The following is a 12,880-nucleotide window of genomic DNA, read 5'->3' as shown; positions in this document are numbered from 1 at the left end:
GCCAGGCCCGCCGCCGCGCCCACCCCACACCCCCCCCGCCGGCCCACCGCGGCGCCCACAACACCACGCACCCCCCCCGCGCCCGCGGCGGCGAGTCCACGGGTGAGATCGTCGGCCAGCAGCACATCGGGTGTCCCTGCGAGTGCCAGCACGACCTCCGCCGCGCGCGTCTGCGCCGGCCGCTCCGTCACCGGCACCAGACCCACATGCGCGAGCCGGAGCCCCTCGGCCAGCCGGACCTCGCCCGCCGTCAACGGGTCAAGGCCCGCCGCGCACCGCAGAACGCCCGTCTTTCCCGCGCCCTCGGGCCCCGCGAGCGCCGTCCACGTGCCGCGCGCGCACGCGAAGGAAACATTCTCGATCCCCTGTCCGGACTCGACGCCCCCGGCTCCGATCGTGCCGGCATGAGAGAGCTCGAGAGCCGGACGCTGTTCAGTCATGGTGGTCTCTTTCGACGCTCGGGAGGTCAATTGTGCAACCTGTCCGCCGTCCCCGTTCCCAACCGGCGGAGAGGGGCCGAGTTTCTCCACCTCTCGTTCCCGACACTCGGCCTGACCAGCATGTTAGGGCGTTCAAGGGTGCGGAGCCCATACATTCCACCGCCCGGAAAGAACTACAGCCTGCTGTAACGCGCGAGGCCTCGCGCTCTGCTCCGACACGTTCCCTGGCGCCGCCGCTGCACTCCATGCTCTATCTGCTCGGCGAATTCATCACGGCCGGCATGAGTTTGTTCTCCTTTCTGCTGCTCTGTCACCCGAGTATGCGTCAGTCATGGGCCGAATGGCATCGACAGCGGGCCGCTCGCCTGCTGGACCGTCAGGTCCGTGCGGAAACCATCGACCTGCCCCGGTACCTGCGGTGGCTCGCCCTGCACATCACGCTCGGGGTCGCCAGCGGCATGGCCGCGGTCATCTGCGTCGGCAACGCGCTCCTGATCATGTGGACTCCCCTGCTGTCCTGGGTCCTTCCGGCACGGGAGAACCCGCAGACCGTGCTGGACATCCCGGTGCTCGGCTGGCGCGACATCGTCGTCGGCCCGTCGGTCGGCAACGTCGTGTTCGCCGTCGGATGCCTGGCGCTGCCGCCGCTCGCCACGGTGTACGCCCGCCTCACGCTCGCCGCGCTCGCCTCGTCCCGTACGCAGGTGCTCGCCGACCGGGTGGCGACGCTCACCCGCACCCGTACCGACGCGCTCGAAGCGCACGCCGCGGAGCTGCGGCGGATCGAGCGCGACCTGCACGACGGCACCCAGGCCCGGCTGGTGGCCGTGGCCATGCGGCTCGCGGTGGCCCGGCGGTGCCTCGACCGGGACCCGGCCACCGTCGCCCGGATGCTGCGCGAGGCGACCGAGGTCACCGAGGAGGCGATGGTCGAGCTGCGCGAAGTGCTCCGCGGCATCTACCCACCCATCCTCGCCGACCGTGGACTGCCGGGAGCCCTGCGCACCGTCGCCGCCCGGGGCGGGGTCCCGGTCGCGATCGACATCGGCGAGCTGCACCGGATCCCCGCGGCCATCGAGGCGGTCGCCTATTTCGTGGTCGCGGAGGCGCTCACGAACGTGGCCAAGCACAGCGGGGCCACGGAGGCGGGGCTGCGCGTGTGGCGGGGCGAGGACCTGCTGACCGTCGTCGTCACCGACAACGGCGTGGGCGGCGCGCGGGAGGACAGCGGTGGCGGACTGACCGGACTGCGGGGCCGCGCGCAGGCCCTGGACGGCCGTGTCACGGTCGTCAGCCCGTCGGGCGGACCGACCACGATCACCGTGGAGCTGCCGTGCGGGTAGTCATCGCGGAGGACAACGTCCTGCTCTCCACCGGTCTTGAGCTGCTGCTGAGCAGCTCCGGCTACGAGGTCGCCGAGGTCACCACCGATGCCGAGGGCTTCCTCGCCGCGGTGGACCGGCACCGGCCGGCCGTCACCCTCGTCGACGTACGGCTGCCGCCGTCGTTCCGTGACGAGGGGATCCGGGCCGCGATCGAGGCCAGGCGGCTCCATCCCGGACTGCCGGTCCTGGTCCTGTCCCAGTACGTCGAGCAGCTGTACGCCTCCGAACTGCTCTCCAGCAGCGGCGGCGGTGTCGGCTATCTGCTCAAGGACCGGATCAGCCGGATCGACGAGTTCCTGGCGGCGCTCGACCGGGTGGCCGCCGGCGGCACCGCGCTCGATCCCGACGTGGTGGCCCAGTTGCTCGCCCGGCGGACCCAGCCGCTGTCCACGCTCACCCGCCGGGAGCGGCAGGTCCTGGCGCTCATGGCGGAGGGCCACGACAACGCCACGCTGGCCAGGAAGCTCTCCATCACCGACAACGCCGTGCACAAGCACATCGGCAACATCTTCGCGAAGTTCGAGCTCACCGAGAGCGACTCCGGCCATCGGCGGGTGCGGGCCGTGCTGACCTATCTGGAGGCCCGCTGACCGTGGGCGGCCCGGCGGTGGGCCCGTCCGGCGACAGGGCCCACCGCCGTCACCGCCTATCCCTGCCGGGCGCAGAGCCGGCCGCTCAGCTGCAGCCGGTCGACCCGGCCGGTGGACGGGTCGCGCAGGAACCGCCCGAGGTACGGCAGCGGCGTGCGCGGGCCGCCGTCGGAGGGCGTACGGAAGGAGAGGTCCTCGCCGAGCAGGAGCGGGACCGGCGCGGCTCCGGCGACCGACAGCAGGAGTGCACCGTCCCGGACCTCGGCCCGGCAGGACCAGTCGCCGTTCACGTACCGCCCCGCGCACTCCGGCGGCGCCGCCACGGGTCGCGCGGCGCCCGTGTCCCGGGGGTGGTCGCCGACCTCCTGGCCGGACTCGCCGAGCCGCCCGAGGAGCGACTCCCACAGACGCGCGCCCGTGCTGCCGTTGGCGGTCAGCGCCACCACGGTCCGCGTCGCCGGGTTCACGCGCAGGTGGCTCCACGCGCCGTCGCCGGTGCCGTCGTGGCCGAACCAGGCGCCGTACCGGGACCAGCCGGCGCCCCAGCCGCCCGCCAGGCCGTGGGCGCCGACGGCGAGCCCCGCCGTCACGTCCTCGCGCATCGCGTCCGCGGTCTCCGCGTCGAGCAGGGCCGCGCCGGGACCGAGGCCCAGGTGCGCGGCGCCGAACACGGCGAGGTCGCGTGCGGAGGCGCGCAGTCCGGCGGCCGGGTCCTCCAGCGGCGGCACCGACTGCTCCTTGATCGGCCGGGGCGGGGCGTCCGGGCGGACGAGATGGCCCAGGGCGGTCCCCTCCGCGTCCTGCCCGAGCGGGCCGAGCAGCATCGTCCGCACGGCCTCCTCCCAGTCGAGCCCGGTGATCTCCTCGACCAGCCGGCCGGCGATCAGGTACCCGGGGTTGGAGTAGGAGAAGACCGTGCCGGGCGCGTGCACGGCGAGATCGGGCGCGTGGCGGGCGAGCCAGCGGGCGCGGGGGGTGCCGGGCGGCAGCTCGGCGGTGTTGGCGGCGAGGCCCGCGGTGTGGCTGAGCACCTGGCGCAGCGTGCACTCCGGTCCCGCGCGCAACTCGGCCAGTTGCTCCGCCAGGGGCTCGTCCAGATCCACCTCGCCGTCGGCCACGAGCAGCGCCGCGAGGGTCGCCGTGAACGGCTTGGTGAGCGAGCCGAGCGGGAACGCCGTGGCCGCCGTCACCGGCCGTCCCGATCCGGCCTCCTCCTCCCCCGTCTCGGCGGTGCGCAGGTCGCCGTCCCGCCAGACCGCGATCTGGGCTCCGGGTACGCCGTGCCGGAGCGCGAGTTCGGCAAGGTCCTCGTTCACCGGGTGTCCTCCGTCCCGAGGGCAGGGTCGCAGAGGAGGGCGATCGACCGCAGCGCCGCCGTGAGTTCGGCGCCGAGGCGCTCGATCGTGCCGGGCTCGTGCAGGTTGACCGAGTAGTAGAGGTCGAAGCCGAGCCGGCCGTCCTCGACCGCGCCCACCACCTCGAGGGCCTGCACGACCTTCTCCCGCTCGTCCTGTTCCTGGCCTATCGGGTCGTGGAAGGCGTGGAAGAGCGAGCGGTCGGCCGTGCGGGTGATCTCCTCCGTCTGGCTGTGGTAGTTGAACAGCACGGCCGGGGGCGTGTGTGCCGCGGGTGTGCCGGTTCCGGCGAGGTGCCGCAGGACGCCGTGGCCGAGCCCGTTGCCGGGGACGGCGCGCAGGACGCGCCGGACCGACCGGACGACGGCAGGCCAGTCGGCCTCGTCGTGGTGACGTCCGGGGACGGTCAGCGCGACGGGGTAGGAGCTGGTGAACCAGCCGACGGTGCGGGAGAGATCGACGTCGTCGAAGATCTCCTCACGGCCGTGGCCCTCCATCTCGATCGCCGGCCGGTCCTCGCCCGACCAGCGGCTCAGCGTCCACGCCAGCGCGGCCAGCAGCACGTCGCTGGCCCTGGCCCGGAACCTGCCCGGCGCCACGTGCAGCAGCGCCGAGGTCACGTCCCGTTCGAGCCGCACCGGCAGGATCCGCCGGGAGGACACGACGTTCGGCCCGGGGCCGTCCACCGGAAGCGGTGCAGGCTCGGGTACGGCCTCCCAGTGCGCGGCCTGGTCCGCGAAGCCGCCGTCGGCCGCGTGCGCCGCGAGCCGGGTGGCCCACTGCCGGAACGAGGAGGTCTTGGCGCCGAGGTCGATCGGCTCGCCGTCGTGGGCCTGCCGGTAGGCGAGGTCCAGGTCGTGGTTGAGGATCCGCCACGACACCGCGTCGACCACGAGGTGGTGCACGGTGAGGTGCAGCCGCGACCGCCGGTCGGGGCCGAGGTCGAACAGGACGGCCTTCAGCAGCGGCCCGGCGGCCAGGTCGAAGCCGCGGTCGGCGGCCGCCGCGATCCGGTTCATGACCGGGAGCAGCTCCTCGTCGGGCAGCCCCGAGAGGTCGTGCCGCTCGACCAGCTCGCCGGTCTCCTCGGCGGCGTTCCACTGCGCCCAGCGGCCCTCCTCGTCGCGCGTGTACCGCATCCGCAGGGCGTCGTGGTGGGCGACGACCGCGGCGAGCGCGGCCCGCAGCGCCGCCTCGTCGGTGTCCGCCGCGAGTTCGACGTGGACCGACTGGGCGAGGTGCTGCGGGGCGACCGGCTCCCGGGCGAAGTACTCGTGCTGGATGGGGGTGAGCGGCACCGCGCCGACCTCGGCGTCCTGGACGGCGGCGACCTGCCGGGACGAGCCCGCGGCGGCGACGAGCCGTTCGACGGTCGGGTGGCGGAACAGGTCGCTGGAGGAGACCTGCAGGCCCGCCCGGCGGCTCTTGAACACGACCTGGATGGAGAGGATCGAGTCGCCGCCGAGGTCGAAGAAGTCGTCGGTGACGCCGACCTCCTCGACGCCGAGCACCTCCGCCCAGATCGCGGCCATCGTGCGCTCGTCGGCGGTGCGGGGCGCCACCGAGGCCCGGCCGGTCGCGGCGGCGGCCGGCTCCGGAAGGGCGCGCCGGTCGACCTTGCCGTGCGGGGTGAGCGGGATCCGCTCCAGCCGGACGAGCGCGGCGGGGACCATGTACTCGGGCAGCCGGGCGGTGAGGTACGCGGTCAGTTCGGCCGGGTCCTGCTCCGAGACGACGTACCCGACGAGGCGTCGGCGGCCCGGCTGGTCCTCGCGGACGATCACGGCCGCCCGTGCCACGTCCGGGTGCTCGGCGAGCGCCTGCTCGATCTCGCCGAGTTCGATGCGGTAGCCGCGCAGCTTCACCTGGTCGTCGGTGCGGCCGACGAACTCCAGCGTGCCGTCGGCGCGTCGGCGCATCAGGTCGCCGGTGCGGTACATCCGGGAGCCGGGCTTGCCGAACGGGTCGGGCAGGAACCGTTCGGCGGTCATCGCCGGCCGGTCGCGGTAGCCGCGGCACACGCCGTCCCCGGCGAGGTAGGCCTCCCCGGTCACGCCCACCGGCACCACGTGCAGGTCCCGGTCGAGGAGATAGACCCGGGTGTCCGCGGTCGGCCGGCCGACGGGCACGGTCCGGCCGGGGCGCCCGTCGCGTTCGACGGGGAAGCAGGTCGCGGTCACCGAGCACTCGGTGGGCCCGTACGCGTTGACGATCCGCAGGTCGGGCAGCCGGTCGAGGACGCGGGCGCAGTGCGGCGCGGAGAGCGCCTCGCCGCCGACGACGACCCTGCGCAGCCCGGCGAGGATGCCCGGGTCGGTGTCGGCGACCGCGTGGAAGAAGCCCGCCGAGAACGACATGGCCTCGACCTCGTGGTCGCGCAGGAACTTGTCGAGTTCGTCGACCGAGCGGAAGTCGCCCGGCCGTACGGCCAGGCAGGCGCCGCTCAGGAGGGTCTGCCACAGCTCGTTCTGCGCGGCGTCGAACGAGATCGAGTGGTGCTGGGCGACCGTGGCGGCGTCACCGAAGGTGTGCTCGCCCGCGGCGCGCACGAGCCGGACGAGACCGCGGTGGGTGACCATGGAGGCCTTGGGCGTGCCGGTCGAGCCCGAGGTGTAGACGAGCACGGCGAGGTTGTCCTGGACCGTGCGCGCGGGCGGCGGCCCGGTGACGGCCGCCGGCCGCAGCTCGTCGATCAGCAGGACCTGGGCGCCGGTGGGCGGCAGTCCTGGCGCGAGCGCGGAGCTGGTCAGCAGCACCGGCACGCCCGAGTCGCGGAAGAGGTAGGCGAGCCGCTCGGCCGGGTACCCGGGGTCGAGCGGGACGTAGGCGCCGCCCGCCTTGAGGATCGCGAGCATGGCGGTGACCATCTCGGCGCCGCCCGGCAGGCAGATGCCCACGGGCACCTCGGGGCCGACGCCCCGGCCGGCGAGCTCGTGGGCGAGCCGGTCGGCGGCGGCGTCCAGTTCGGCGTAGGTGAGCCGGGTGTCACCGGCGACGACCGCGGGCCGGTCGGGGTGCTCGCGCGCGACCTCCGCGAAGAGCTCGTGCAGGCAGCGGTCGGGGTAGCCGGACGGGGTGCCGTTGAACTCCTCGACAAGAAGGCGGTGTTCGTCGTCCCGGACCATCGGCAGCTGCCGCAGCGTGACGCCGGGCGCCGACACCATCGCGTCGAGCATGCCGCGCAGATGACCGGCGAAGCGGTGCGCGGTGGCGTCGTCGAACAGGCGCGGGTCGTAGCCGACCCGCAGATGGAGTCCGTCGACCAGGTGCGCGACGCAGGTGAGCGGGAAGTTCGAGGTCTCCAGGCCTGCGAGGGACCGGACGGCGAGCCCGTGCCGCTCGGCGGCGTGTTCGTCGTACGGGAAGTTCTCGAAGACCACGCAGCTGTCGAAGAGGTCGGTGCCGGCCGGGATCGCGGCCCAGCGCCGGACCTGGGCGAGGGAGGCGTACTCGTACTGGCGGCTGTCGACCTGCTGCTCCTGGATCTCGCGGAGCCAGGCGCGCAGTTCGCTGTCGGGTCTGACGGTCACCCGGGCGGGCAGGGTGTTGATGAACAGGCCGACCATGTCCTCGGAGCCCGGCAGCTCGGCGGGTCTGCCGCCGACCGTGGTGCCGAAGCAGACCTGCCGGTCGCCGCTGTGCCGGGAGAGCAGCAGGGCCCAGGCGCCCTGGACGAGGGTGTTGACGGTGACCCGTGCCTCCCGCGCGAAGCCCTCCAGGCGTGCGGTCTCCTCCGCCGTGAGCGCGAGGTCGACGTGGCCGGTGTCGCGGGACTGGTGCGAGCGCAACGGCGCGCGGTCGTAGGGCAGTTCGGTGGGCGCGGAGAACCCGGCGAGCAGGTCGGTCCAGTACGCCTGCGCGGCGGTGGTGTCCTGCTCGTCCAGCCAGCGCACGTACGCGCTGAACGGGGGGCGCGGGCGCGGCGGCGCGACCGCGCGTCCGGTGAGCGCGGCGTGCTCGGCGAACACGTCGCCGAGGACGTCGGCGAAGCTCCAGCCGTCGAGCAGGAGGTGGTGCGAGGAGCAGCGCAGGTGGACCGTGGAAGCGGAGAGCCTGGCCAGGTGGAGCCGCAGCAGCGGCGGTCGTGCCAGGTCGAGCGGTTCGACGGGCGCCTCGGCCAGCAGGCGGATCCGCTCCTGCTGCTCGGGCTCGCTCAGCGCCGACCAGTCCTCGACGACCACGGGCAGCCGGACGTCCCGGTGGACCACCTGCAGGGGGCGTCCGCCGTCGGCGTCGACGATCGCGGTGCGCAGCACGGGTGTCCGGTCGACGACCCGCTGCCAGGCCTCGGCGAGGAGCGCGGTGTCGGTGACGCCGTCGAGGACGAGCCCGAGGTGGGTGAGGTAGATGTCGTCCTCGTGCGCGTCGAGCGAGTGGAACAGCAGGCCGCTCTGCATCGGCGTGAGCGGGTAGACGTCCTCGACCGTGCGGCCGTCCCCGGCGATCCGGTCGACACCGGCCTGGTCGAGCCCGGCCAGCGGGAAGTCGGACGGGGTGCGTCCGCCGGACGTGGCGCAGTGCGCCACGAGGGCGGCGAGCGCCTCGGTGAAGCGGGCCGCGAGGCCGGCGATCGTGGCCTCGTCGTGCAGCGCGGACGAGTACTCCCAGGAGAACTCGAGCCGGCCGTCGCGGACCATGCCGGTGATCTCCAGGGCGTTCGGGCGGCTCAGGTCCGCGCCCCGGTCGGGGGCCGGGCTGGGCCGCCAGGACCGCAGCAGGCCGTCGCCGCCGGCCACGTCGAAGTGGCCGTGGTAGTTGAAGCCGACCCGGCAACGGCCCCCGCCGAGACCGGAGTTCTCCGTGAGGTGGCGCAGGGCGCCGTAGCCGATGCCGGCCTCGGGGACCGCGCGCAGGGTCTCCTTGACGGCCTTGAGGCGGCTGCCCCAGTCCTCGCCCGCCACCGGCAGCACGACCGGGAAGAGCGTGGTGAACCAACCCGCCGTGCGGGACAGGTCGAGGTCGTCGAAGAGGTTCTCCCGGCCGTGGCCCTCCAGTTCGACCGCGACGGCCTCGCCACCGGTCCAGTCGGCGAGCACGGCCGCGAGCGCGGTCAGCAGGACGTCGTTGACCTGGGTGCGGTACGCCGCCGGCACGTCCCGCAGCAGGGCGCGGGTCAGCTCGGCGTCCAGACCGGCCTCGACGGTGCGGGCGTGGGCGAGCGTGTCGGGCGCCGTGCCGTCGCCCGGCAGGGGCGGGCAGGCGGCGGCCGCGGCCTCCACGGCCCGCCAGTACGGCCGTTCGTCGTCGAAGCGTCCGGACGCGGCGGCCTCGGTCAGCCGCGTCGCCCACTCCCGGAAGCCGGTGGTCTTCTCCGGGAGGGCGACCGGCAGGCCGCGCGCCGCCTGTCCGTGGGCGAGTTCCAGGTCGGCGAGCAGCACCCGCCAGGTGACGCCGTCGACGACCAGGTGGTGCGCCGTGACGAACAGCCGGTCGGGCTCGGGCGCGCCGGAGAAGTGGACCGCGCTCAGCAGCGGTCCGGTGTCGAGCCGGAAGCCGGTCTGGGCGGCGGTGACCGCCTCCAGGACCGCCCGCTCCCTCGCGGGGCCGTCGAGTCCTGACAGGTCGACCGCGCGGAAGGGCTCGCCCGTCTCGGCGTCCGCGCAGTGCTGGCGCCACACGCCGTCGGCGGCCACCGCGCGCAGCCGCAGCGCGTCGTGGTGGCCGAGCAGCGCGGTGACCGCCGTGCGCAGGGCGGCCGGATCGGTGCCGGGCGCGAGCTCGACGAACATCGACTGGTTGAAGTGCGTGGCGCCCTGGGGGTACTCCTCGAAGTACCAGCGCTGCACCGGGGTGAGGGGCACGTCGCCGACGGCCGCCGTGGCGGGCGCCCGCACCGCCGCCGGCCGGTCCGCGTCCGCGTCCTCGACCTGGACGACGGCGGCGAGTTCGGCGACGGTCTGGTGCCGGAAGATGTGCTTGGCGGTCACCCGCAGGCCCGCCCGGCGCGCCCGGGAGACGACCTGCAGGCCGACGATCGAGTCGCCGCCGAGCTCGAAGAAGTTGTCGCCGATGCCGACCGTGCCGGGTTCGAGGCCGAGTACCTCGGCCCAGATCGCGACGAGTTCGGCCTCGGTGCGGTCGCGCGGCGGTACGGGGGCCCCCGCGGCCTGCTCGGTGGCCGCCGGGGCGGGCAGCGCCTTGCGGTCGAGCGTGCCGCTCGGGGTCATCGGAAGCTCGTCGAGGACGACGAGGGCGGAGGGTATCGCCGGGTCGGGGACGATCCCCGCGAGGAACTCCCGCAGCTCGGTGAGGGTGGGCGGGGTGCCGTCGGCGCGCACGTACCCGACGAGCCGGTCGCGTCCTGCCGCGTCGGCCCGTACGGCGGCGGCCGCGGCGGCGATGCCGGGGTGGCGCAGCAGCGCGGCCTCGACCTCGCCGAGCTCCACCCGGAAGCCGCGGATCTTGACCTGGTCGTCGGCGCGGCCGAGGTATTCGAGGTCGCCGTCGGGGCGCCAGCGCCCGATGTCGCCGGTGCGGTAGAGCCGCCCGTCGCCGAACGGGTCGTCGACGAACCGCTGCTCGGTCAGCTCGGGCCGGTTCCAGTAGCCCTGGGCCACCCCGCCGCCGCCGATGTGGATCTCGCCGGGTACCCCGACGGGTACCGGACGCAGCCGGCTGTCGAGCACGTACGTCCGGGTGTCGCCGAGGGGCCGGCCGACCGGCACGATCGCCGTGGGGACCGGCTCGCCGGCCCGGAGCCGGTACGTCGTGGAGTCCACGGTGGTCTCCGTGGCGCCGTAGTTGTTGGTGACGACGGCGTCGGGCGACAGCGCCTCCAGGACGGCGGCCGCGTCGTCGGCCAGCCAGGCCTCCGAGCCGACCGCGAGGACGCGCAGCGAGTCCGCGCGGCCCCCGGTCCAGGACAGCTCCTGGGCGACCGCCTTGGCCAGCGAGGGCGTGGTGACCAGGAGTTGGGGGCGCGTCTCGGAGATCAGCGCGGCGAGGGCGGGCGGGTCGGTGACCACGTCGGCCGGGCAGATCACCATCTCGCCGCCGTACATCGCGGACATGAGGAAGTCGCCGAAGAACAGGTCCACGGCGAGGCTGGACACCGACAGGGAGCGGCCCCGCAGGCCGGTCAGGTCGTAGCGGGCGTCCCAGGCGCGCATCATGTGGGCGACGTTGCGGTGGCTGACCATGACGCCCTTCGGGCGGCCGGTCGAGCCGGAGGTGTAGACGACGTAGGCGAGGTCGTCCGGTCCGGCGTCCGTCGTGGGCGGGGTGGCGGGCCGGCGGGCGATCAGCTCCTGGTCGGTGTCGATCCTGATCGTGGTCCAGGGGCCCTCACCCGCCGCGTCCGAGTCGGTGATCAGCACCGGTGCGGCGGCGTCGCCGAGCATCATGGCGAGCCGCTGCGCGGGGTGTTCGGGGTCGAGCGGCACGAACGCGCCACCGGCCTTGAGCACGGCCAGCAGGGCGACCATGGCGTCCACGCTCCGGTCGAGGCAGACGCCGGTCAGCACACCGGGGCGGACGCCCGCGGCGATCAGGTGGTGCGCGAGCCGGTCGGCGCGCGCGGCGAGCTGCGCGAAGGTGAGCCGCCGACTGCCGTCGCTGACGGCGACGGAGTCGGGCGTACGGGCCGCCTGCTCGTCGAACATTGCGTGCAGGGTCCGCGCGGGCGCCGCCGGGAGGGCCGGTCCCTGCCGGTCGGCGGTCAGGGTCCGCAGCTCGTCGGCGGTCAGCAGGGACAGTCCGGCGAGCGGGGCGGAGGGCTGCTCGGCCACCGCGCGCAGCAGGGTGACGAGGTGGCCGCCGAGCCGCTCCACGGTCTCCCGGTCGAAGAGGTCGGTGCTGTACTCCAGGTAGCAGACCAGCGAGGAGGCGTCCTCGTAGAAGTCGAAGGTGAGGTCCAGCTTCGCGACGTCGACCGGCGGCTGGATCTCGGAGACGTCCAGGCCCTGGAAGGCGGGCAGCGTGTCGGCCATGTTCTGCAGGTTGACCATGACCTGCACCAGCGGCGGCCGGGACGCGTCCCGCTCGGGCCGCAGGGTGTCGACGAGGCGCTGGAAGGGGACCTCGTCGTGGGCGAACGCCTCCAGGAGGCCGGTGCGCACCTCGCCGAGCTGCTCCGCGAACGACCGTGCCTCGTCCACCTGGGAGCGCAGGACCACGGTGTTGATGAAGAAGCCGATCAGGTTCTCCAGTTCGGGCCGCTGCCGGCCCAGGGTGACCGTGCCCACCGCGACGTCGGGTTCACCGCAGTAGCGGGCGAGGAGCACCTTGGTGACGGTGACCAGGGCCATGAACAGCGTCGCGTCCTGGCCGCGGCTCACCTCGCGCAGCCGGGCCAGCACGTCGGCGGGGATCTCCACCGGCAGGATGGCGCCCGCGGGTGTGCGGACGGGCGGCCGGGGCCGGTCGGTGGGCAGGTCGGCCGTGCGCATCCCGGCGAGCCGGTCGCGCCAGTAGCCGAGCTGCTCGTCGAGCGTGGCGGACCGCTCGCGCTCCCAGGCGGCGAAGTCGGCGAACTGCACGGGCACGGGCGGCAGGGCCGCCGCGCTGCCGCCGATCGCCGCGTCGTAGCCGGCGGCCAACTCGGCGAGCAGCCGCCCGGTCGACCAGCCGTCGCACACGATGTGGTGCATGGCCAGGACGAGGACGTGCTCGCGGGCGGCCACGCGCAGCAGCGCGGGGCGCAGCAGCGGACCGGTCCGCAGGTCGAAGGGCGTGTTCATCTCGGCGGCGAGGAAACGCTCGACGGCGGCCTGCGCGTCGGGCCCCGACACGTCGACGACGGGCAGCTCCCGCCCGGTGTGCGGGTGCACGACCTGGACACCGAGGCCGTCGACCGCGTCGAACGTGGTCCGCAGCGTCTCGTGCCGCCGTACGACCTGGTCGAGCGCGCCGGCGAGCGCCGTCGTGTCGAGGTCGCCGCGCAGCCGCAGGGCGCGCAGCGTGTTGTACTCGGCGCTGTCCGGCTCCAGTTCGGCCAGGAACCAGAGCCGTTCCTGCGCCGACGACATCGGCAGCGGGCCGCCGTCGCGTGGGGCCGTCGGGATCGGCGGTTCCTCGGCCTCGGACTCTCCGGCGAGGCGACGCATCAGCTCTGCCTGCAGGTGCGCCGGTACGGACGCGAACATCTCGTCGTGCTGGGTCATCCGCTTTCC

5 protein-coding genes are annotated in these 12,880 nt (G+C 74.3%); 2 read left to right on the top strand and 3 right to left on the bottom strand.

The window, feature by feature from the left end; translation table 11 throughout:
* The coding region (locus AB0E14_RS22970; RefSeq protein ID WP_362421075.1) for an ABC transporter ATP-binding protein at positions 1-440 on the bottom strand (440 nt) is incomplete at its 3' end.
* A 320-nt stretch (positions 441-760) separates the two neighbouring features.
* Between AB0E14_RS22970 and AB0E14_RS22965 the strand changes: the two genes are divergently transcribed.
* Positions 761-1,783, top strand: a complete 1,023-nt coding sequence (locus AB0E14_RS22965; protein WP_362421072.1) for a histidine kinase — start codon at positions 761-763, stop codon at positions 1,781-1,783.
* The gene (locus AB0E14_RS22960) at positions 1,774-2,415 is read left to right on the top strand and encodes a response regulator transcription factor (protein ID WP_362421069.1); all 642 of its coding nucleotides are present in this window, start codon (positions 1,774-1,776) and stop codon (positions 2,413-2,415) included. Before AB0E14_RS22965 ends, AB0E14_RS22960 begins: the two co-directional genes overlap by 10 nt.
* Before the next feature lie 56 nt (positions 2,416-2,471).
* Here AB0E14_RS22960 and AB0E14_RS22955 read toward each other — a convergent pair whose 3' ends face one another.
* Both AB0E14_RS22955 and AB0E14_RS22950 read right to left on the bottom strand, forming a co-directional pair.
* Positions 2,472-3,731, bottom strand: coding sequence for a serine hydrolase domain-containing protein (locus AB0E14_RS22955; protein WP_362421066.1), 1,260 nt, complete (start codon positions 3,729-3,731; stop codon positions 2,472-2,474).
* The gene (locus tag AB0E14_RS22950) at positions 3,728-12,871 is read right to left on the bottom strand and encodes an amino acid adenylation domain-containing protein (RefSeq protein WP_362421063.1); all 9,144 of its coding nucleotides are present in this window, start codon (positions 12,869-12,871) and stop codon (positions 3,728-3,730) included. The genes AB0E14_RS22955 and AB0E14_RS22950 overlap by 4 nt, the downstream gene beginning before the upstream one ends.
* Positions 12,872-12,880 lie beyond the last annotated feature (9 nt).

This window comes from Streptomyces sp. NPDC047981 (assembly GCF_040653315.1).
In the GTDB taxonomy this organism is placed as follows: domain Bacteria; phylum Actinomycetota; class Actinomycetes; order Streptomycetales; family Streptomycetaceae; genus Streptomyces.
Note: the sequence above shows the minus strand (reverse complement) of the source record. Positions and strands in the feature narration are given on the sequence as shown.

Coding starts and splice junctions, on each gene's coding strand:
- AB0E14_RS22965 (WP_362421072.1), top strand. CDS start 761: ATGCGTCAGTCATGGGCCGAATGGCATCGACAGCGGGCCGCTCGCCTG.
- AB0E14_RS22950 (WP_362421063.1), bottom strand. CDS start 12,871: ATGACCCAGCACGACGAGATGTTCGCGTCCGTACCGGCGCACCTGCAG.